This is a genomic window from Paenibacillus sp. BT-177 (genome assembly GCF_025846815.2).
Taxonomy (GTDB): Bacteria; Bacillota; Bacilli; order Paenibacillales; family Paenibacillaceae; genus Paenibacillus; species Paenibacillus polymyxa_C.
In genome coordinates this window covers 114458-136993 of record NZ_JAOYTP010000003.1, presented here as the reverse complement: position 1 = coordinate 136993, position 22536 = coordinate 114458, and the positions used below count along the sequence as shown (strand labels likewise).

Below are 22536 nucleotides of genomic sequence, written 5' to 3'. Positions count from 1 at the left end.
CTATTATCCAAATGTTTTTAAGTAATAGAAAACAGAGCAAAGTGAAGGTAGATGGCAAAGGAATCGCTAAAAGATGGGCTGTTTTAACGCTGGCAGGAGTATTATGGGTCGGTCCGGTTGCTGGAACTGGGGTTCTAATCCCGTTAAACAATTGGATATCTGCTCCAATCGCGAGTGCTGCCTCCGGTTCAACGGTAAAATTGGGTGAAGAGATTATTACTTCGGGCGCAACATTATTGAAATATCGCTTTAAAGGGTCTAAAGGAACAGCGCTGGCTGATATCATTCGAGTAGATTTGCAAAATCCGTACGTAAAGCTTGATGTCATGACTGGGAAGAACGGACAGTTTACAACCCGTCAGAGTACAGGCGGTATGGCAAAAGAGACTGGTGCGGTTGCTGGTGTGAACGGGGATTATTTTAATACCTCTAGTGAGGGAGCGCCGATTGGTGGACAGGTATCCAAGGGCGTGCTGATGTCTACTCCCTCTGATTTAACGGGGATGTATGCCTTTGCTGTAACGAAGGATGGCTCGCCGATGGTTGAGCAATTTACTTTCGAAGGTACAGTAAAAGCTGGGGATGGGTCTTCCTTCTCTTTGGCGGGGATGAACAAGGCCTCGTACTCGCCTGAGACGAGTGGGAGCAGCTATAGTCACTCCAATGCTATGTATATTTATACATCTGCCTGGAAAGCAATTGAGCGACCTAAAAACAGTTCGACCACGCCTACAGAAATATTGGTACAAAATGGCGTGGTTACGCAAGTCTCCGAAAATGCTACATTGAATATGACTGTTCCGCAGGATGGCTATATTTTACGTACACACGGTAAAGCAGCTGAATATGCCAAAGCGCATCTGACTGTGGGACAGACCGTAGAAACGAACTATCACCTTCGTGTCAAATCGACAGGGAGTGAAGTGGATCCTTCCAACCTTCAAATGATGATCGGTGGACATACCATATTAGTAAATGACGGACAGAAGACTTCGTTCTCCCGAAGTACAACAAGTATAGGCGGGACACGTGCACGTACGGCTTTAGGATATTCCCGTGACAAACGATACGCATATGTCATTGCCGTTGAGAAGAATGGGAACAGCGTTGGTGTATCCCTGAGCGAGCTGCAAACACTGATGAAAGATATCGGTGTCTGGAAGGGGATGAACCTCGATGGTGGCGGCTCTACCACTATGGTAACTCGTGATTTGGGAGATACGACAGCGGGGCTTACATTCAATACAGAATATGGTACAGAGCAACGTAGCATCGTAAATGGAGTGGGAGTATATACCACTGCTCCTAAAGGGACGCTCAAAGGCTTTACCATCAAGGGCAATAAAACGCTGCTGATTGGTCAGACCGGAAGCTACTCCTTCAAAGGCTACGACAACTACTACAATCCGTTTGATACATCGAAAGTGCAAGTGACGTGGAAGTCCAGCAACCCGGCTGTTGTGTCCGTGAGCGGCGGTGTTGTGAAGGGGGCCCAGCCGGGAACTGTTACCTTAACAGCATCCAGTGGCTCAGCCAGTGCGACAACCAAGGTCACCGTGCTTGGAGCAGATGAAATTTCATCACTTACTGCAGGAAGTGGGACAGGCTCGCTTACTGCAGGAGCTAAAATCGCAGTACCGATAACGGCCAAGACGAAAGATGGACAGAGTGTCAGCATTACATCAGATGCGCTCAAATGGGAGTTCATCGGCTTTAAGGGAAGCGTTAAGGACAATCAGCTTACGGTAAATACAGTGGATGCTGGCGTGAAAACAGGCTACGCCATTGGTCGCTACAATGGTTTCAGTGCAGTTGTCTTCCTGTCTGCTGGCGGGGCAAGTACAAATAACTGGGAAAACTTCGAAAATGTTTCGTATCCGGTTGATTTTACTTCAAATGCGGAAGGTGTTACCGGTACAGCGGCTGTTGTACAAGGGGATGGAGACCATGCCAATTCCAAAGTGCTGGAGCTAAGCTACGACATGACGAACGGCAGTGGTAAAATGTATGCTTACGCTCAATTAAACGGCACATCCGGCAAGACGCTGGAGCAGGCAGCTACATCCATCTCGATTGATGTCAAAGGAGATAAGAGTCTGAACTGGCTGCGTGCAGAGCTGGAAGATGCCCAAGGCAAAACTGCATATATTGATCTTGCCAAAGTGATCGACTGGAACGGCTGGAAAACGATTAACGCAGATATAAGCGGTTTGAATATTTCGTATCCGGCGAAGCTGAAACGTCTCTATGTGGTCAATGTAGCCGAAGGTCAGGATGAGCGTGCTAAGACAGGTAAGGTCGCTTTTGATAATATCTCTTTTAATACACCAGGAACAGTCGGCACAGAAGGACTTAAAAAGGGAACAGCTCAGATGACGATCGGTCAAAAATCGATGACGGTAAATGGAACGCCAACAACGATTGATGCAGCTCCGATGACTCGCAATGGGTCGACGTATGTTCCAATCAAGTATGTGCTGGACGCATTTGGCGGGCAAGCCAAATGGAATGCGGGCGATCAACGGATCACCATTATGCGCGGTGGTGTGCTGATGGATTTGACTGTAGGAAAAAAAGAACTGATTCTAAACGGAAAGCGTAAGAGCTCTGAAGTTGCACCTATTGTACTAGGAGGAAGGACTTTAGTCCCGTTAAGACTTGTGTCTGAACAGTTAGGAATGACTGTAAAATGGGAACAAGAAACGAAGACCATCACCCTCCAGTCATGATATGGTATGATATATACTTGAAATGCTAGGATTGGAGTAGAACATTTGTGGACTTTCAAGCCGATATCATAGACCGAGTCATTAAAAATGCCATCCAGGTGATGGAGAACAGCAAATATCAGATGTTCGAAATATTGGACACGGCCCGGACCGAGCTGGTCACGTTAAATCAAGAGCTCCAGAGCGTATTGAAGGAAACGGCAGAAACGATCGAAAAAGTGGACCAGCTGGAAATGAACTATCGGCGGTCCCGAATTCGGTTGACTGAGGTCAGTCGTGATTTCGTCCGCTACTCGGAAGAGGATATCAAGCAGGCTTATGAGAAGGCAACACAGCTTCAACTCGATGTGATGATTTTTCGCGAGAAGGAAATGTATCTCAAAGCCAGAAGAGATGATCTTCAAAAGCGGGCCAAAAGTGTCGAGGCTTCTGTCGAGCGGGCCGAAACTATTGGTTCGCAGATGGGGGTCGTGCTGGAATATTTATCGGGTGAATTGGGACAAGTGACGCGGATCATTGAATCGGCCAAAAATCGGCAGTTTATTGGTCTGAAAATTATTTTGGCTCAGGAAGAGGAGCGTAAGCGCATATCCCGTGAAATTCACGATGGACCTGCGCAACTCCTTGCGCATCTAGTGCTTAGGACGGAAATTGTGGAAAGAATGATCGCCAAGCAGGAATTTAAGATGGTTCAGGACGAAATAGTAGACTTGAAGAAACAAGTTCGCTCCAGTCTTGAGGAAATGCGAAAGGTCATTTTCAACTTGCGTCCCATGGCTCTGGATGACTTGGGGCTTATTCCGACGCTCCGGAAATATGTGCAGGATTTTGAAGAAAAAACAAAGATTAGAGCGCTTTTTGAAACAAGGGGCAAGGAACACCGTCTCTCTTCCGCGATGGAAGCAGCCATTTACCGTCTGATCCAGGAAGCTTTGACTAACGCTGCCAAGCATGCTTACCCTACCTATGTGCTTGTTGAGATTACCTACCAGGCACAGCTTGTAAAAATTGTTGTGCAGGATAATGGTCTGGGCTTTAAGCCAGAGCTTTTTCAGCAAAAAAGCAAAGACCATGGGCATTTTGGTCTGATTGGTATGCGGGAAAGGGTTGAACTGCTCGAGGGGAGAATGGAGATCGAATCAGCTGAGAATCAAGGCACCAAGATAGTGATTCATATCCCAACCAACGTGGAAAAGGGAAAGGAGTAACAACATGGAAAATCAGGAAATGAGTAATGCACCCATTAAAGTTCTCTTAGCGGACGACCATCAGTTGTTCCGTGAAGGACTTAAACGTATTTTGAATATGGAGGACGACATTGAGGTCATCGGAGAATGTGGCGATGGCATTCAAGTGTTGGAATTCTGCAACGTAGAGAAACCGGATATTGTTCTGATGGACATTAATATGCCAATTGAAAATGGTGTAGAGGCAACTGAAAAACTACGTGAGATGTTTCCGGACGTCAAAGTGATCATTTTATCCATTCATGATGATGAAAGCTATGTATTCGAGACGTTGCGCAAGGGGGCCAATGGCTATCTGTTAAAAGATATGGAGGCCGAATCCCTCATTAATGCTATTCGTTCAGTACATGAAGGATATGCATTTATTCATCCGAAGGTAACGGGTAAGCTTATTCAGCAGCTCCGTCGGATGACTTACCTGAATGAAACAGGGGCTATGGCGGAAGGTCATACTAAGGAAGCAGGCGTGAAATTTGTCGCAGGTGAAAATAATCCGCTGACCCGCCGTGAAGCAGAAGTGTTGCGTCTGATGGCTGAAGGCAAGAGCAATAAGATGATTGGTGAATATTTATTCATTAGTGAGAAAACGGTCAAAAACCATGTTAGTAGCATTTTGCAAAAAATGGAAGTTGATGACCGTACACAAGCAGTTATTAACTCCATCAAATATGGATGGGTTACGCTGTAAAGTGTAGTCTTTTCATACATTAGACGATGCAGCTGCCTAGATATGAATGCTGTACCGCCTTTCTTTTAGAGCGAGATATCCGCTCGTATGGAAGTCCAGTACATAACCGTGACACCTCTTCCTGTTATACGGCATATATTGTCGCTATAGGAGGAGGTGGAACCCTCGTGACGGCTCACTTGGTTTGGATATTGCTTATATACGGTGTGGGAGCTGCAGTCGTGCATCTCATGTATATACGACAGGCGGTTCAGGCTTATCACAATGGCGAAGATGCACACACAACATCGCTGGATCATCGTGCGACTCGCTACATTGTGATTACATCCAATGATGGAGATCGTGTGGAATGGGTGATGCGTTCATTGAGTATCCTTGCCTGGCTACACCGGAGGCCGCTACATGTAACGGTACTGGATGATGAATCTATAGACGATACGCTACCGATTCTGACCCGGCTGGTGCGCTATAGTCATATGGATGTTTCAGTCATCTCATGTCGTTTTTCACCGGGGAACCCGGTTTTGCCGAAGTCAGGCGGTGAAAAACAGGTTGTTATTGATCTTAGAACAGCAAACCCGTTGGCGGGCGCCCCACTTGTTCCTTAGTGACAAGGATCTGTGGACATCGTGGTTAAAATCAGATATAAATATTTATAGACAGTTGCATATGCAAGAGAATAGGGATTTCGTTGAAATCTGTTTGATGTGAAGCACACTTCAGGCTAATAGCCATGGAAGTGTGCTTTTTTGCTGTTCTCTGGGGTGATAAGCAATAGGAAAAATGAATGAATGAAAGGAGAGATCGAACATGAAAATTGCAGTATATGCAGTCAGGTATAAAGGGAAATGGAATCTCCGATTATCTGTGGATATTCGAGTAGATATGACATGGTGGTTGCGCCAAGTTAAGGAACAGGAGAATGCTGTCGAAAGATGGGTGTTATTAGGAGAAGAGCTCCCCTTGTCTTGGGGAGTGAGCTTGTGTGGAAAATTTAGGGAATTATCAGATATGGAGCAGTGGGGGGATCGGCAATGGTGGGCTTATACTCTTGCACAGCTAAAGAATGAACTGGTTCTTGAGTCTTCTAATGGAGAACGAATCTTATCTGGAGGAGTAGAAAATATATGCATTTGGGACCGTCAACAAGGGTGGGTTTCTCGCACTAAACATGGGAATGAGGGACGGGAAACAATAGGAACTGTACGTTCTATTCAAAACAGGAAGCTCGCTACGGGAGTAGATGGATTGGATATGGAAGGTTTAACAGGACAAGCGAACGAGCTGACTCATTTGTTGGCAGGACGCCAGTTGCTCGTACCTGAAGCTGAAGCACTGCTAGCAGAGGCAGCCCCGGATTTGGAGCCTACTTGGCGTTCAGCTGCGCAACTTGCATATCTGCAAGGCCGACTCAGCTTTGCTGCTGGTCTCGCTCCAGCACCACGCGTGCGCTGGTCTGCCGCGCGTAGACATGAACTCCGCTGCAACCGTTGTGGCAGTGGAAAGGTGCACCGCACAAGCTGCGCGTCGTGCGGCTGTAAAGCGTGCGCCTACTGCGAGACATGTCTCACGCTTGGGCGCAGCCGTGAGTGCTCGTTACTGCTGCGCGGTACAGCGAAACCTGCCATGCCGCGCACGGCAGAGGTAGCGCCGGAGGCGAATCTCGACCGCTGGGGGCTGAGTCCTGCACAACGTGCTGCCGCCGAAGTAGCGCTGCGCTTTTTGGCTGCACCACCCCGCAGGGTGCGAAAATGCTCCCGCTCGGAAGGCCAATGGCAACGAGCACGCGAATTATTCCGGCGCAGCATGCGTGTGCGCCAGGAATTAGGTGCTGCCGCTGCGCATGGCAGCACTCTTGCCGGCTACAAGCAGTCCTCGCCCAAATCTGGCGAGTGTGCTTGGGGGATTGCTGGCCGGCAATTACCTGATTCTGCGGCCGAACGTTTTCTGCTCTGGGCCGTGACTGGCGCAGGCAAGACGGAAATGATGTTTCCGCTTTTACAGCATGTGTTGGAGCGCGGAGGGACAGCGCTTGTAGCAACACCACGCCGAGATGTGGTATTGGAGTTGGCACCTCGATTGGCAGTTGCCTTTCCTCATGTTAGTATGGTGACACTTTATGGAGGGAGTGCAGAACGGTGGCAAAGGGGACAACTGACACTAGCAACAACACATCAGCTGTTGCGTTATCGCCAGGCCTTTGATTTGGTTGTAATCGACGAGATTGATGCATTTCCTTATCACAATGATCCAATGCTTGCCTTTGCTGCCCAAGCAGTATGCAAGCAGGAAGGGAAATTTATTTTTTTGTCTGCGACGCCGCCGCGTCCTTTGCAGAAAGAGGCTGCACGTGGTCAACTGCCACATGCCAAGGTTCCCGTTCGTTTTCATCGTCATCCCCTACCTGTCCCCATTCGTTTGGGGACTGCTCCAGTGCATCATTGGCTGCAAAAAGACCAGCTTCCTGCTTCATTTATTCAGCACCTATACATATCCATTCAACGAGAGGCGCAGGTCTTTCTATTTGTGACACGAATCTCACATATTCAAGGTCTTGTGGAACTACTGATTAGACAATTGCCTGATATACCTATTGCCGGCACTTCATCGCAGGATGAAGAACGAACCGCTAAGGTGCGTTTGTTTCGAGCTACTGAAATACGTGTGCTGGTCACAACCACTATTTTGGAGCGGGGTGTGACTGTTCCACGAAGTGATGTGTATATACTAGACGCGGACAGCAGTCTTTTTGATGAAGCATCCCTTGTACAAATGGCTGGTCGCGCGGGAAGATCTAAGGATGATCCATCTGGTAGTGTTATTTTTATATCCCCTCAATGGACTAGCGCTCAAAAGAGAGCGATTAAGCAGATTAAACGCATGAATGCACTGGCTCGGAAAAAAGGATATCTGAAAGTGATGAAGCACTAAATGCATTAAATAAAAAAAGTTTTTTTGGAAATGTGAAACCTGAAACAATGTTGGTACGTAAACTACCAGGAAAGGTGCATTTTGGTATGGGGATGATTTCAAGAACCCGTCTGTTTTTGAATTGGTTATTCCATCGTCAGTCGCAAACATGTGTTGCTTGTGGCAAGCTCGCAGGTCATTTTTCCGAATTTACTGGGCTTTGTACTCATTGTTCGATTCAAATTCCTTGGATTTACAACATTCGTTGTGTACATTGTGGACGTCCGACGTTTTGTCCTGATTGCGTCAGGCCTGACCGATTAGCGCGTTACTATATATGCAATCGGAGTGCGATCAGCTATACGCCGATGGTGAGAGAATGGATTGGGCAGTTCAAATATCGTGGCAATGAAAAGTTTGGTCCCCTGCTGGGCGAGATCTTGAACCGAGCCTATCAGGCGATGAGACATGAGTTTGCGGGTCATAATTGTACTCGTTTCAAGCGATCTTTGTGGGATGTAGATATAGTGACCTGTGTCCCGGTAAGTGAAAAGAGGCTGACGGAGCGAGGCTTTAATCAGGCTGAAATTTTGGCAGAAGAGATTGCAAAGCGAAATAAGCTCCCCTTTCTACCATTGCTTGTTCGCCCGCAAGATACAGGCAAACAAAGCTTTAAATCAAAAAATGAACGCATGAATACAATGTATAATGCATTTTCCGTTATCCCCAATATGGTGAGTTTGATGGATTCTTTTATTTTAAAAGCTGGATCTCAACGTGCTATGGAGCATATGCATTCCGTTACAATTTTGCTTGTAGATGATATTTATACAACGGGGAGTACATTGCAGGCGTGTGCACGTGTTTTGAGAGAAAAGGCATTAGAACAAGGAGTACATTTGGCTATCTTTTGCCTGACCTTAGCGAGATCATGAGTCTGAATTCCTATTATATTCCATAACTTTGTGCTTGAAACTATGAAAAAAAGGTTATAATTCTTTTGAAAGAAGGATTAAATGATAGAGCATAAGCCTTTTAATCCGTACAATCAGCAGAATTTGACAACAAGCTAGAGAGAGGTATATAATAAAAATATAGAGACGAACAAAAAGTTAGGAAGTGAGGGATGAAATCAGAATATTTCAATTTAGAGGTTGATTTTTTTGGGAAAGAGGAGTACAATTTCTATCTGTTGATAGCTAACATGATTGGTAATAAGTGATCAGCTAACGACAAAAGAGCGGACATTGGGAGTGTCTCGCTCAGTAGTAAAGCAGTTAATTAAAATTTAAAGTTAAAAAGAGGAGAGAACAAAATCATGAAAAACGTAATGAAAAAAGTAGCAGTTTCTGGTATGTTGGCAGTTAGTTTAGGTGCAGTATCTTTGATGAGTCCACTTGCTACAGGTCAAGTATTGGCAAAATCCGGTTCAGATTACGAAAAACAACAATTGGAAGACCAAATCATGAGAGAACAACAAGAAGCGGCACAAAAAGCATTTGAAGCTAAGTTCTTTAAAACTGAAACTACTGAGAACAAAGCAAATACAACACCTGCTCAATCGACAACAGAGAACAACAACCAAACAACAACTACAAAACCAGCAACAACTACAACTGAAACACCAGCAACAACTGTAAAAACAATCACTGTTAATGTTCAAGAAGGCGACACACTGGCCTCTATTGCTGAAAAATACGGTGTAACTGTTGAAGAACTGGTTAAAATCAACAAATTGGTAAAAGTTGGTCAAGAACTGCAGGTACCACAAACAAATACAAATAAATAATTAACATTATAAACTGTTTTATAAAATGTATTTATTAAACCAAGCGTTTGACTATAGTATACGGGAAGGCCTCTATTAAAACAATGCTTTTTTGAATAATTATTTGTAAAGTCGCTTGTTTTTTTGGGTTGCAAATTTCCAATGGTACATCTTGCTTAATTTCAGATAGGTTATAAGTTGAAATGATGTTAGGTGTATGAGATTTATGAATACCCACACTCCATGTGCGGAGCATTCGTATGGACGCCGATCCCCCGGATTTATAGCATTTTCTTGATGCATCGGGGCACAGGTGAACATGAATTCTTCTGAGGATTGTTTCGCCCGGTTTTTCCCTCATTTTATTTCTACATTTTAACCATATTCATATATAGCTATTTAATGATAATGAAGCGCTATTCCCGAGAATAACAGGAATGGCGCTTATTTTACTTTTTATCTAAAGTACGGAGTGATGTTTGACGATAAATACTCACATGTAATAGGCTGGATTAGAAGGACTTATTTGCCTCTACACTTTATGTTGTTGCATATTAATGTGCATAGAGATGGGAAAGATTTTACCCGTTTAATCTTCCTCTCTTATAACTTTTACTATGATAACGAACGAAATGTAGAATTGTGTTAAAACTAAAAAAAAATTTGGAATATTTGCTAGACGAGGCTCTTCACTATAAGTTAATGTAAGGATAATAGTAATTAAAGACCGGAACTTGGAAAGGGGCGCTACAGAGGATGAATTTGGATAACTGTCCTCGCTGTGGAAAGTTGTTTGTTAAGAATGTCAGAGGGATTTGCCAGAACTGTATTAAAGAAATTGAGGTTGAATACGAGCACTGTGTCAAACATATACGTGAAAATAAAGGTATTCATATGCATGAGCTTTCGGAAGCTACAGGTGTCTCTGTTAAACAAATCACGACATTTATACGTGAGGGACGTATTTCCATTGCTAATGCGCCCAATATGACGTATCCTTGCGAGGTATGCGGGATACCGATTCGTGATGGGCATATGTGCGATTCTTGTCGAACACGTCTGACTAAAGACCTGAATCAGGCCATACGCGAAAGTAGTAATCAGGATCAAAGTAATAATATGGGCTCAGGTACCTACAGCGCGATGGATAAACTTCGCGGAAACTAGTACAGGGGAATTAAATACGCATTCAGCTATTCAAAAAGTTTCAAATACCGCCGATAATCTTTATAGAGCTTATCGGTTTTTTTATTTTAGCAACCATGCACAAAATAAAGAAGTAAGGCATAATACGAACCATGTTCGACGCTATGTCGTCTGATACATTCTGACCATATCAAATAACTAAGGAAGGTGGAAGTTATGAAAATTAACGAGACCAACCGCATCGGAGCTATTAATCCATATCAGCGAAATATTGAAACAGGACGCCAGGAGGAGCAAAAGAAATCCCGCCGCAAGGACGAGGTTTCCATTTCCCCAGAAGCAATGGAAATGCTGAACCGCAGCAGTGATGCAGACCGCGTAAAGAAAATTCAGGAGCTTAAGCAGCAAGTAGCTTCTGGAACCTATCGTGTGGATGCTGATAAAATTGCAGAGAAGCTGTTACCTTTCTTTAAGCAGTCTTCCGAAAGCTAGGTGAAGGATATGCCTTTAGAGCGTTTGATTGGTGTGCTGGAACAGCTAGATCAAAAGCATCTTATTTTATTAGAACTGGCGAAAAGTAAAAAAAAGATTGTCATGGAAAATGATATGGATAGTCTGGTACAGCATTTGAACCAGGAATCCAGACTCCTTAAACAAGTAGAACAGTTGGAAGAAGCTCGTATGGAGGTTTCGTATGAGCTTCTTCGTGAACGTGGTATTAAGTCTCAGCTTAATTTGACTATAACCGAGCTGGCGCGCCTTGTTTTTGATCCAGAAGATAAGAACAAACTCCTCAGTGTCCAGAGCCGCTTATCCCACACTCTTTCAGAATTAAAGGAAATTAATGAAATCAATCAAAAACTCATCGAGCAATCGTTGGTGTTTATTGATTACTCTTTGGATCTACTTGTAGGACGTCCTAATCAGGAAATGACTTATATGCATCCTGATCAGAAGAGTAATCAACACGCACGACCTGGATTGTTCGACACTAAGGCTTGAGCCGAGGAGGAAAATAGAGTGCCATCCACATTTCATTCCATAGAAACAGCTAAAAGAAGTCTTTTTACACAAACAGCAGCTTTAAATACAACAGGACACAACATAGCTAACGCTAACACGGAAGGCTACACACGGCAGACGGTCAAAATGAAGGCTTCCATCCCCATGGAGGCTTACGGTATTAACCGTTCTAATGTACCTGGCCAATTGGGAACAGGAGTTGAATTTGACGCTATTGAACGTATTCGTGAAAAGTTCTTGGATAGCCAGTATCGCGGAGAAAATACTGAACTGGGTAGTTGGACAATCCGTAGTAATACGCTTGATAAGCTACAACAGATTATGAATGAGCCGTCTGATACAGGGATTCGGAAGGTTCTAGATAACTTTTATAAATCTTGGTCTGACTTAAGTAAAGACCCAGAAAGTGTGACTGCACGAACTATTGTTAAAGAAAATGCACTTGCCTTGACTGATGCAATGAATCATATGAGTAAACAGTTGAGTAATTTATCTGCGGATTTAACCTCTAATGTGGAGGCTAAGTCTAGTGAGCTACAAAGTTATGTAAACTCCATAGCTGATTTGAACCAATCGATTACTAAAATTGAAGGTTTGGGCGATAATGCTAACGATCTACGTGACCAACGTGATTTGATTGTCGATAAAATCTCAAAAATCGTTAATGTAACGGTGACTGATACCGATCAAGGCTACAATGTTAATATGGGTGGTCAAGCATTAGTAACTGGATTTGAACCGACTACTGGAATTAACGGCGCTTTTTTACAAGCAGCTTTTGCCTCTAATGATTTACAAGGTGGCGAAGTGCATGGAATGATTTTCTCAAGGGATCGATTTGTAGCTGATTACACAGCCCAAATGGATAACCTCGCCAACACATTGGCGACAGGTAATATTACTGTAACGCTACCTAAAGGCTCAGTTTTGCCAGAAGGTACTGTACTGAATGGAGTGACTTACACAGGGACCAGCCGAACACTTCAATCGGATTTAACAGTTACAGTTAAAGGTCTTAATGGTTTGCATCAACTGGGTTATACCCAAGAAGATAAAGATGCTAACGGTAATATGGTTGCAGGTAAACCTTTTTTTGTAACTTCAAATAATGGTGGGACAATAACAGCAGGCAATATCACGTTAAACACTGCTATAGTAGATAATCCTAACGCTATTGCAGCATCCCTTCGGGTAACAGGCACTGCTCCTACTGAGGAATTGGTTAAGGGTAATAATACATTGGCATCCTTGATGTCCAATTTGAAATTAAGCAATTTCACTTCAGTTTCTACGGGGAATACAGCTACTATTGATAGCTTCTTCAGTTCTATGGTTGGTCAGTTGGGGATAGAGGCTCAAGAGGCTACGAGACAGACACAAAACTCGACAGCTCTCGTATCTCAAGTAGAAACTATGCGCCAATCTGTGAGCGGTGTTTCACTGGATGAAGAAATGTCCAATATGATTAAGTTTCAGCATGCCTACAGTGCCGCTGCTCGGTTTATGACCACATTCGATCAATTATTAGATAAATTAATTAACTCCACAGGTGTAGTGGGAAGATAAGAAGGGGGATTAAATATCTGATGTTTATATACATAGGATATTTAATTACGGAGGGATATAACGATGCGAGTTACTAACAATATGCTAAGCTCACAGCTTTTGCTTAATTTAAATCGAAACTCTGAACGTATGAATAATACGCAGAACCAGATGTCGACTGGACGTAAGTTGAACAAACCCTCTGATGATCCTGTGGGCATTACGTATTCCTTAAGGTACCGATCTGAACTGTCTTCAAATGAACAATACCAACGGAATGTGGATAGTGCAGTGTCTTGGCTTGACTTTAATGATACGGTCATGGATCAGGCTGGCCAAATTATGCAAAGAGTACGTGAACTTACAGTACAGGCCTCTACGGGGACTAATCCACAATCTGCGTTGGACAGCATTAATAAAGAAGTTGGTCAGCTTAAGGAACAAATGATTGATGTTCTGAACAGTCAATTAAACGGAAAATATATATTCAATGGTCAGACTTATGACAAGAAGCCTTATGACCTCCCTTTGAACGCTGATAATACGCATGATACGTCTGGAGCAGCATCAATAGTTACGGATACTGGGAATGTTAACTTTATAGTGGGCGAGAATGTAGCATTGCCAATTAATGTTACTGGTAACGAAGTCGTAGGGACAAGCGCGGATGCCGATAATTTATTTACTATTTTTAATCAGCTATCTTCAGCTTTGGCAAGTGGTGATATTAAAACAAGCGGGGCTCAACTAGCTAATATTGATTCGCGTGTGGATAAAATGCTGAAAGTACGGTCGGAAATGGGGGCTAAATCCAACCGTGTGGAGTTAATGCAGAACCGCTTGAGTGATTTGGAAGTAAACTTAACGGACTTGCAATCTAAAACGGAAGATGCGGATTACGCTGAGCTTTTAATGAATTCTAAGATCCAAGAGAATATTTACAATGCTTCTTTGTCAGCGGGAGCGAAAATAATATCTGCATCATTAGTTGATTTCTTAAGATAGTCTAAGGAGGGGGAGAGATGGCCATCATTCCTACACTTCAGATCCGGCAAACTCCGGCTATCCTGCATATTGACGCAGACCCAGGGCAGTATTCGATTCGACAGCCTTCGGCTGATATGGAATTAAAGACACGACGAGCTCAACTGGAAATTCACCAGTACCAGCCACAGCTGACCATAGATCAAAGTGCGGCCTTCTCTGCCTATAATGGTGGCAATTACCTTGAGATGAATAATCGAATTTATTCAGGGTTGCCGCAGATTTTTTTACAAGCTCTTGCGCATAAAGTGGAGCAAGGCAACCAAATGGCGGCGATTCACATTCCGGGTAATACTGTAGCCAATGTTTATGGAGAGGATACAGAAACACATGTGCTTCCTGAATTTAGGGGTCCGGCATCTATGGATAATGTCGATATTCATGTTGAAACGCATGCACCTGATATTACATATACACCTGCTGTATCGGAAATGCATGTGACCGTTAATCGTCCAGAGATTGAGTATACTCGGGGGAAACTGGAGATTTATATGCAGCAGTATCCATCTGTGGCCTATATTCCGCCTGAAATTGATGTCATGATGTAAAATAAGTTAAGGTTATAGAGGTTATTCAAGCCGTCTATAGCCTTTTTTTAATAAAACGTATAGATCTGATTAAATATTGGAGGAATATTAGTGATTATATCCACATCTATTTGGGGTGACATTGAAGTTAATGACAAAGAAATATATCGTTTTGAAAAAGGAATTCCGGGATTTGAGGAGACGACTGAATTTGTGTTGCTCGATCAAGATGAGGCACCCTTTTACTATCTCCAGTCCCTTCAGCAGAAAGAACTCTCTTTTGTTGTAGTGGATCCTTTTATTTTTTATCCTGAATATGAGTTTGAGCTCCCTGATAGCGAAGCAGAAGAACTGAAGATCGAATCTAATTTAGTCGTTCGCAGCATATTAACATTACAGGAGCAGGTGGAAAACTCAACGATTAATTTGTTGGCACCTCTAGTGTTCAATCCCGATAATAGGCAAGCCAAGCAGGTTGTTTTGCACCAGTCTCCGTATCAGACCAAGCATTCACTGCAACCCGTTAAGGAAGACAAAACCGTCCGTTCAAAGGAAGGTGAATAAGTATGCTGGTACTTTCGCGTAAGAAAGGCGAATCTATTATTATTCAGGATCATATTGAGGTCACGGTGCTCGGAGTAGAGGGAGAGACTGTCCGTATAGGAATTTCAGCACCCAAACAGATGGACATCTTTCGCAAAGAAATCTATTTATCCATTCAGGAGTCTAATCGTGAATCTGCTGCCCATACGCAGTCAAATTTAGATGCTTTACGCAAGATGATAAATAAAAATAACGAAAAATAAAAAAAATCCTAAAATGCTATTAAAAGTTCGACGAGAATGTCGATATATATAGTACAAGCTATTGCGGAGGGGCGGCCGACTTCAACGGATAGCTGTAACAACAATAAACCACATGGATGTGGGACATTTACCTTCAGGGAGGAAATTTAAAATGATTATCAACCACAATATTGCTGCAATGAACACGCACCGTCAGTTGAATGCAAACACTACTAACACAAACAAAGCGATCGAAAAGCTGTCTTCTGGTCTTCGTATCAACCGTGCTGGTGACGACGCTGCTGGTTTGGCAATTTCCGAAAAAATGCGTGGTCAAATCCGTGGTTTGGATATGGCTTCCAAAAATGCTCAAGATGGTATTTCTTTGATCCAAACAGCTGAAGGCGCACTGAACGAAACACACAGCATCCTGCAACGTGTTCGTGAATTGGCTGTACAGTCTGCGAATGATACAAATACTGATGCTGACCGTCAAGAGCTTCAAAAAGAAGTTGCAGAATTGACGACAGAAGTAACACGTATCTCCACAGATACTGAGTTCAATACTAAAAAACTGCTGGACGGCGCTGGTGTCAGCGGTGCAGTTTTCCACATTGGTGCTAACATTGACCAAAATATTAAATTGTCTATTGGAAATATGAGTGCTGCATCATTGGGTATTTCGGCTGTTTCCATCTCTACTCAAACAGGTGCTAACGCAGCTATTTCAACTCTGGATGCTGCTATTAAAACAGTATCTTCTGAGCGTGCTAAATTAGGTGCGAACCAAAACCGTTTGGAGCACACAATCAACAACTTGGGAACTACTTCCGAGAACTTGTCTGCTGCTGAATCCCGTGTTCGTGACGTAGACATGGCTAAAGAAATGATGAACCAAACGAAAAACAACATTCTTGCTCAAGCTTCCCAAGCTATGTTGGCGCAAGCAAATCAACAACCGCAAGCCGTTCTTCAATTGCTTCGTTAATCGTTTTCTTAATGGAACTGCTGAGATTATTCTCAGCAGTTTTTTTTATGCTTTAATGCAAATCGTCTAAAAATTTAAGTTTCAAATGACAAGGGTAGTATCATTCGATTAGCAAATAAAGCGGGTATACCCACAGCGAGGTAGAATCAGAGGAATTCAGGAAGATCTTTACCTTGAAGAATTTGAACTTCATGAAACTAGTGTATGCTAGGATCAGTCTGAGGATTAACCCGAAACTTTTACTGCAAAAGGTGGTGTAGGTAAAATAAACAGAGTACGTTAAACAAGATTTTGAGCAAGGGTGCTCCTTTTAGAAAGAGTGGACTGGGAGAATTATGGAAGTAGGAGCACATGAGATAGTAGTTGCGAATTTGAGCTTGATCCGGTACGATGTTGGAATAAAATATATCTATTCTTTCTAAGGCTTTTTTGTAAAAAAGAATCTGCTTAATGTTTAAAAAAAGTCGAGTGAATAATAAGGAGTGTAAAATTTTGAATATCGGAAGCATAATTGAGAGTAAGTGTACCGGTCTGAAGGCGTTAATATATGAGGTTAAAGATACTGAGGTTGGCGTGTATACCCTCTCAAACGTTTTTCCAGAAAATCATTCGGATAAATACCATCTTGAAATCCCAATCGAAGCTGAGTTCTATTATCTTGATATACGTTTGAGAAGTACTATTGAGATGGATAAGGTACAGTTTGTAACTACTATATCACCTGTTTTGCTTGAGAAGGTTTTACGCTTGGATATTCTTTTTAAGGTAGAAGGGTATTACGAATTATTCCATCATGATAAAAATAAAGAATTTAATTCAAAATCTTCTATGGTATCATATGGTGGGCGTGTGTATGACGAAAAAGAAATGCGAAGTTTGGTGGATTCTTCTTTGGACTTTTGGCTTACCGCCGGTCGTTATAACAAACAATTCGAAAAAGAATATGCAGAGTTTCTAGGTGTAAGATACGCGCTCCTTACTAACTCAGGATCTTCAGCTAACCTCTTAGCGTTTTCTACATTAACGTCTCCAAAACTGAAAGATCGTCAGATTAAACCGGGGGATGAAGTAATCACGGTAGCTGCAGGGTTCCCGACGACAGTTACTCCAATCGTTCAGAACGGTGCAGTCCCTGTTTTTATTGATGTTGAATTAGGTACATATAACATCATTGTTGATCGAATTGAAGAAGCTATCACATCGAAAACAAAAGCCATTATGATTGCACACACAATGGGAAATCCCTTTAATTTAGAAAGAGTTATGGAAATCGCTATGAAATATAATTTGTGGGTGATTGAAGATAACTGTGACGCTCTTGGTTCTACATTTAATGACAAACTCACAGGTACGCATGGAGATATCGGTACATCAAGCTTTTACCCTCCCCATCACATGACTATGGGTGAAGGTGGCGCAGTCTATACTAATAATGCTCTGCTAAAGTCAATTATCGAATCATTTAGAGACTGGGGGAGAGATTGTTGGTGTCCGTCAGGTTGCGATAATACTTGTAATAAGCGTTTTGGTTGGGAATTAGGTTCGTTACCATATGGGTATGATCATAAATACACTTACTCTCATATTGGTTATAATCTACGTGTTACTGAGATGCAAGCGGCTATTGGAGTGGAACAACTTAAGAAAGTTCCTACTTTCACACAAGCACGTAAAGATAACTTTAAGAGGCTATATGATGGTTTGAAAGATTTGGAAGAATATTTTATTCTTCCAAGAGCAACTGAAAAATCTGATCCTAGCTGGTTCGGTTTTATTCTGACTGTACAGGACGGCGTAAAATTTACGAAAAATGAGATTATTACTTATTTGGAAGAAAGTCGCATTCAAACGCGGATGCTATTTGCTGGGAATCTAACTCGCCAACCTGCATTTAGCAATGTTAATTATCGAATTAGCGGCGACCTTAAAAATACCGATAAAATTATGCGTGATACTTTTTTGGTTGGCGTATATCCGGGATTAACCGAGGAGAAAATTGAGTATGTAGTGAGTAAAATCAGATCCTTTGTATTAGAAAGAAAATAAAATTAATCCGTATAAGAATGTAACAATTGAAATGAAATCGAATGTTGGATAAGGGGAGACTCTAGCAAGCAAATCGTTCTTGGCATTGTCCCCATAGTTTTTTAGATTAGAATGATAGTATTTATGCGAAACTTAACGAATTGATTCCAAAGTTATCTAAGAACCATATAAGGTTGGGGATTTTTTGGGTTAATAAGTTTATATATAGAGCATGTACCAGGTATTTGTCCTCCAATAGACTTATTTGCATGGTATTGCAATAAAATCAAAGCAAAGCAAGCGGCCATCGACTAAGGCGTGAAAAGATATGACTTCATTTTACCACAATAGAGTTGGATAATTACTCCTGTGTTGGGGAATAGTGCTCTCAAATTATGAATAATAAAATCATGCTCTTTTAGCTTCCTTTCCACATATTCAAAGGTTTAGGTGGTGACTAATATACTATACGAGAATTTTCGATGAACATAAAACTGCTCAATTAAGCGATGTTACGCTTTAACAAAAATAAACCTGTGCCTACTTCAAGATCAAGTACCCGACCTAGTTATAACTGGTCGGGTACTTAAGTTGTTACTCAGGTAGTTCAATTTTATTGAGCATGTTTCCACTTCAAACTTGAATTTATACTTTTATTATTTTCTTCTCCCCTTTAGTATCTACACCACCACTGCTTCAAGCTTCCTTTCTAAAATCCTTCATTTATATACGATCCTTCTATCACAACACTGTCTCTATTAGTAGACAGTTCGATGGCATCATACGTATTATCATGATTGAGTTCAATGCTAATCGGCTTTTTCTACTCCTTCTTATTCTATTTACTGATCTATCGTAAGGCGCGATAGCAGAATAAGGCGGAAGGAATCAATTACCTAAGCTTAGATATATTTGCCTCGTCACTACAAATAAGAATACTATATTAATCCGTATGCCAAGATTAATATAGTGCCAAAAGAAATTATTGGTGACTTAATATTTATAAGTCGAATCTAACTTATAATTATCAATTAACCGATATATATACTAATTGATTCGTAAATGCGAAATGAGAGGAATACATGATGAAAACAATTGCGTTATGTATGATTGTAAAAAATGAAAAAGAACATCTTAGAAGATGTCTTGATAGCGTAAAGAATAAAGTAGACCAGATTGTAATTGTAGATACAGGTTCAACAGATGAAACTGTTAATATTGCTAAGGAATATACTAATGATGTATATCATATGGAATGGATCAATGATTTTGCAGCTGCCAGAAATGAATCCATTAAATATGCCACTACCGACTATATTTTAGTGCTAGACGCAGATGAATACCTAGAAGAATCTGCTGATCTACAAAAAGAGATCGCATCAGGTGCAGACTATTATTTTACAAAAATACACAACATTATGTCTTTTGATCGCGCTTTAAATCACTTGGCTATCCGAATTTTTTTAAATAATGATGATTTGTATTATCAGAACCGTCTTCACGAACATTTGAATATTATGGACGAAGGACTTAATTTTAAAAGCGGACAAGCTGGACTTGTTATTATGCACACTGGCTATACGGATGAAATGATGGAGGGAAGGGAAAAAGCCAAAAGAAATCTCCCTCTTATGTTGAAAGAAGTTGAAGAAAATCCGACGGTGTATAACCTATTTAATATGGGAAGAACCTACATGTGGGTTGGAAAATATGAAAAAGCAATAACCTTTCTGAAGAGAGCTTACCCAATGAGTAAAAACTTAACGATCGCTTCAGATCTGATTATAACTTTATGTCGAAGCTTAGGGGAAATGAAAAGGTACAATGAGGCTCTACAAATTTTGCAAGAAGCTGTAGTAGTTCATCCTAAAGAGGTAGACTTGCTTCATCTACAAGCACTTTACTATATGGAAATAGAATACTATAGAGATGCTATAGCTACGATGACAAAGTGCCTTGATATCGGTGATCAAGGCATTACCGTTACGGAAGGTCACGGAAGTTATATAGCACACTTTAGATTAGCAGAATGGTATGAACTGCGAAATGATTTGGTGAAGGGGTATGAACATATTTTAGAAGCTTTTAAGCTGAAAAATGATTTTGCGCCGATTATGGGGAAATATTTTAAAATTTTAGAGAAAGCAAATGTTCCATTAGAAGAAGTATTCGTAAGTACAAACCAGTTGTATCCGATATCAAATAGTGGACAGTTGGAAAAAATGTTAGAAGTGATGTATCAGTTGAGACATCCTCTATTGCAAAGGTATCTGACAGAGTATAACGTGACTGTCCAAGATAATGTAATGGCTGTTGCACGGCAATATGCTAGGGATTATGATGGAGCACAAGCTCTGTGGTTGGAGATGGAAGATATTGAAGAGCAAAACAGAGAGGATCTTTTAGTGTTATCCATGATTCTCAAAGATGAAACTCTATTTGGAAGGACCAAAAACCTCCTTAATCTAAGTCTCAAGGACCAAAAAAATCTATATAAAATCATTATGGGTGATTCTTCTGGAGATGTTAAGTTAACACAACATTTAGAGAATATATTAGAAAAAGCACTGTTGCATTTAATTCGATTACAAGAATTCGAGACATTTGAAAAAGTTTTGAATTATTTGTGGCAAGGTAGTGTTAGTGTGAAGATTAAAGTCTGTGGGTACCTTGTGAGCTATGGTTTTAACGAGATAGCCATCGATCTATTAGTTAAACTGTTTGAACAATATCCAAAAGATGTAAGTGTTATTAGGATGTTAGGTGAAGTTTGTCTTGATCTTAATTATTTACAAGATGCACAGCTTTTTTATACTAAATTACTTGAAGTTAGTGGAGATTATGTGGCGTATGAGAAAAGTTATGAGTTATATGAAAAAGTAGATGATGAGGTTGCGATGAATTCTGTTCTAAGTCAAATAAATCGTAAATTCCCATTATGTGCATGGTCAAAACAGAATTTTAATAGATAATATAATGCTCAAAATAAGGAGTAATTATGGAAAATTTCACATTAGAAAATAAACCTCGTTTGGTTGCCCTGTGGCCAGAATGCTTAAATGTCCATCTAACTAAAGATCTTGGAATGATACCGTTTATTCTTCATAAATATCATAATTATGATTCTGTAATAGCGTGTTACGGCATTGAAGATTTTCCTTATATTGATACGGAAGTGAAGGGTCTAAAAATTGATTCTGTTGAAAATAACGGAGACATCTTAACGGATGGTAATAATTATCTCACAAAAAAGGCGAAAGAGATTGATATATTATTCTTAATGGGGATTTACCCGTTTACATTGAGTTGGATGGAGAAATATAAAAGTGTAAATCCAAAGGGGAAAATTTATTTAAAGCTGGACGCAAATATATATTGGATGAATAGTATTGATTTAACAGAAAATCTGTTTGAGACGCTTAAAAAGTGTGATGTAATTAGTGTTGAAAGCAGAAGACTTTACCATTACCTAAATAAGAAATGGCCTTTGAAAATTGAGTATATACCAAATGGGTTTTACAATTTTCACTCAAGTCCAAGCGTGGATTTTAGTGAAAAGGAGAATGTTATTTTAACGGTTGGAAGAATTGGAACTCACCAAAAAGCCAATGAAGCTATGTTAGAGGCATTTAAATTAGCAGCTTCAGAAATTCCTGACTGGAAGCTTAAACTTGTAGGGAATGTCGAGGAACAATTTATCGAATATGTACATGAGTTTTTCACTGAAAATCCTGAGCTGAGAGACAGGGTTGAATTAGTCGGCTCTATAGAAAATAGAAAGGTTATTGAAAATGAATATAGACAAGCTAAAATTTTTTGTTTGACTTCGAGATACGAAGGATTTCCCTTAGTTTTCACGGAAGCTGCTAAAAACGGGTGCTTTATCGTCTCAACCGAACTTGACCCGGCTTTTGATATCACTAATGAAAGCGCATTTGGAACTCTTTTTCCCATAGATGATTATTACAGATTGTCTGAATTACTAATTGAGGTTTGTAATGACAGTATAAGATTGGAGCAGACGTGTTGTGAAATTCAAAATTTCGCAGAAACTAATTTTAACTGGACTAATATATGCGATAAGCTTGACCTTTTATTACATTTAAATTAA

The 22536-nt window shown here is 41.1% G+C and carries 19 protein-coding genes; all 19 read left to right on the top strand.

Going from position 1 to position 22536, the window contains the following annotated elements:
* Positions 1 to 11: 11 nt before the first annotated feature.
* A complete protein-coding gene (locus tag OIU26_RS11030; RefSeq protein WP_264216855.1) occupies positions 12 to 2729 on the top strand; it encodes a stalk domain-containing protein in 2718 nt (905 codons plus the stop codon).
* Positions 2730 to 2776: 47 nt separating this feature from the next.
* Positions 2777 to 3937, top strand: a complete 1161-nt coding sequence (locus tag OIU26_RS11025; RefSeq protein WP_013373402.1) for a sensor histidine kinase — start codon at positions 2777 to 2779, stop codon at positions 3935 to 3937.
* Positions 3938 to 3941: 4 nt separating this feature from the next.
* Positions 3942 to 4664 carry a response regulator gene (locus tag OIU26_RS11020; RefSeq protein ID WP_013373401.1) on the top strand — a complete coding sequence of 241 codons (723 nt, stop codon included), beginning with the start codon at positions 3942 to 3944 and terminating at the stop codon, positions 4662 to 4664.
* 167 nt (positions 4665 to 4831) lie between these two features.
* Positions 4832 to 5272 (top strand): hypothetical protein, encoded by a 441-nt coding sequence (locus OIU26_RS11015; RefSeq protein ID WP_013373400.1) that lies wholly within the window; start codon positions 4832 to 4834, stop codon positions 5270 to 5272.
* 202 nt (positions 5273 to 5474) lie between these two features.
* The gene (locus OIU26_RS11010) at positions 5475 to 7595 is read left to right on the top strand and encodes a helicase-related protein (protein ID WP_264216854.1); all 2121 of its coding nucleotides are present in this window, start codon (positions 5475 to 5477) and stop codon (positions 7593 to 7595) included.
* Positions 7596 to 7627: 32 nt separating this feature from the next.
* A complete protein-coding gene (locus tag OIU26_RS11005; RefSeq protein WP_264216853.1) occupies positions 7628 to 8509 on the top strand; it encodes a ComF family protein in 882 nt (293 codons plus the stop codon).
* 383 nt (positions 8510 to 8892) lie between these two features.
* Entirely contained in the window at positions 8893 to 9363 is a 471-nt protein-coding gene (locus tag OIU26_RS11000) for a LysM peptidoglycan-binding domain-containing protein (protein ID WP_264216852.1), read from the top strand.
* Between the two features lie 735 nt (positions 9364 to 10098).
* On the top strand, positions 10099 to 10509 hold the full coding sequence (locus OIU26_RS10995) for a TIGR03826 family flagellar region protein (RefSeq protein WP_040102724.1): 411 nt from the start codon (positions 10099 to 10101) through the stop codon (positions 10507 to 10509).
* Positions 10510 to 10704: 195 nt separating this feature from the next.
* Positions 10705 to 10980 carry a flagellar biosynthesis anti-sigma factor FlgM gene (gene flgM / locus OIU26_RS10990; protein WP_013373392.1) on the top strand — a complete coding sequence of 92 codons (276 nt, stop codon included), beginning with the start codon at positions 10705 to 10707 and terminating at the stop codon, positions 10978 to 10980.
* 9 nt (positions 10981 to 10989) lie between these two features.
* Complete coding sequence (locus OIU26_RS10985; protein WP_013373391.1) at positions 10990 to 11490, top strand: flagellar protein FlgN; 501 nt, start codon at positions 10990 to 10992, stop codon at positions 11488 to 11490.
* A gap of 18 nt (positions 11491 to 11508) precedes the next feature.
* On the top strand, positions 11509 to 13077 hold the full coding sequence (gene flgK, locus OIU26_RS10980) for a flagellar hook-associated protein FlgK (protein WP_064961689.1): 1569 nt from the start codon (positions 11509 to 11511) through the stop codon (positions 13075 to 13077).
* Positions 13078 to 13140: 63 nt separating this feature from the next.
* Complete coding sequence (gene flgL / locus OIU26_RS10975) at positions 13141 to 14061, top strand: flagellar hook-associated protein FlgL (RefSeq protein ID WP_264216851.1); 921 nt, start codon at positions 13141 to 13143, stop codon at positions 14059 to 14061.
* A 17-nt stretch (positions 14062 to 14078) separates the two neighbouring features.
* Positions 14079 to 14648 carry a DUF6470 family protein gene (locus OIU26_RS10970; protein WP_264216850.1) on the top strand — a complete coding sequence of 190 codons (570 nt, stop codon included), beginning with the start codon at positions 14079 to 14081 and terminating at the stop codon, positions 14646 to 14648.
* 90 nt (positions 14649 to 14738) lie between these two features.
* Positions 14739 to 15191, top strand: coding sequence for a flagellar assembly protein FliW (gene fliW / locus OIU26_RS10965; RefSeq protein ID WP_264216849.1), 453 nt, complete (start codon positions 14739 to 14741; stop codon positions 15189 to 15191).
* Positions 15192 to 15193: 2 nt separating this feature from the next.
* Complete coding sequence (csrA, locus tag OIU26_RS10960) at positions 15194 to 15433, top strand: carbon storage regulator CsrA (protein ID WP_044786130.1); 240 nt, start codon at positions 15194 to 15196, stop codon at positions 15431 to 15433.
* Between the two features lie 151 nt (positions 15434 to 15584).
* On the top strand, positions 15585 to 16400 hold the full coding sequence (locus OIU26_RS10955; RefSeq protein WP_025365990.1) for a flagellin: 816 nt from the start codon (positions 15585 to 15587) through the stop codon (positions 16398 to 16400).
* A 492-nt stretch (positions 16401 to 16892) separates the two neighbouring features.
* A complete protein-coding gene (gene rfbH / locus OIU26_RS10950) occupies positions 16893 to 18446 on the top strand; it encodes a lipopolysaccharide biosynthesis protein RfbH (RefSeq protein WP_264216848.1) in 1554 nt (517 codons plus the stop codon).
* 1061 nt (positions 18447 to 19507) lie between these two features.
* Complete coding sequence (locus OIU26_RS10945) at positions 19508 to 21397, top strand: TPR domain-containing glycosyltransferase (protein ID WP_264216847.1); 1890 nt, start codon at positions 19508 to 19510, stop codon at positions 21395 to 21397.
* Positions 21398 to 21423: 26 nt separating this feature from the next.
* Entirely contained in the window at positions 21424 to 22536 is a 1113-nt protein-coding gene (locus OIU26_RS10940) for a glycosyltransferase (RefSeq protein ID WP_264216846.1), read from the top strand.

Bases quoted from the DNA above. Each gene is read 5' to 3' on its own strand.
- OIU26_RS11000 (WP_264216852.1), top strand. From the start codon at position 8,893: ATGAAAAACGTAATGAAAAAAGTAGCAGTTTCTGGTATGTTGGCAGTT.
- OIU26_RS10985 (WP_013373391.1), top strand. From the start codon at position 10,990: ATGCCTTTAGAGCGTTTGATTGGTGTGCTGGAACAGCTAGATCAAAAG.
- OIU26_RS10955 (WP_025365990.1), top strand. From the start codon at position 15,585: ATGATTATCAACCACAATATTGCTGCAATGAACACGCACCGTCAGTTG.
- OIU26_RS10970 (WP_264216850.1), top strand. From the start codon at position 14,079: ATGGCCATCATTCCTACACTTCAGATCCGGCAAACTCCGGCTATCCTG.
- OIU26_RS11030 (WP_264216855.1), top strand. From the start codon at position 12: ATGTTTTTAAGTAATAGAAAACAGAGCAAAGTGAAGGTAGATGGCAAA.
- OIU26_RS11020 (WP_013373401.1), top strand. From the start codon at position 3,942: ATGGAAAATCAGGAAATGAGTAATGCACCCATTAAAGTTCTCTTAGCG.
- csrA (WP_044786130.1), top strand. From the start codon at position 15,194: ATGCTGGTACTTTCGCGTAAGAAAGGCGAATCTATTATTATTCAGGAT.
- flgM (WP_013373392.1), top strand. From the start codon at position 10,705: ATGAAAATTAACGAGACCAACCGCATCGGAGCTATTAATCCATATCAG.
- OIU26_RS11010 (WP_264216854.1), top strand. From the start codon at position 5,475: ATGAAAATTGCAGTATATGCAGTCAGGTATAAAGGGAAATGGAATCTC.
- OIU26_RS10940 (WP_264216846.1), top strand. From the start codon at position 21,424: ATGGAAAATTTCACATTAGAAAATAAACCTCGTTTGGTTGCCCTGTGG.
- flgL (WP_264216851.1), top strand. From the start codon at position 13,141: ATGCGAGTTACTAACAATATGCTAAGCTCACAGCTTTTGCTTAATTTA.
- OIU26_RS10945 (WP_264216847.1), top strand. From the start codon at position 19,508: ATGATGAAAACAATTGCGTTATGTATGATTGTAAAAAATGAAAAAGAA.
- OIU26_RS10995 (WP_040102724.1), top strand. From the start codon at position 10,099: ATGAATTTGGATAACTGTCCTCGCTGTGGAAAGTTGTTTGTTAAGAAT.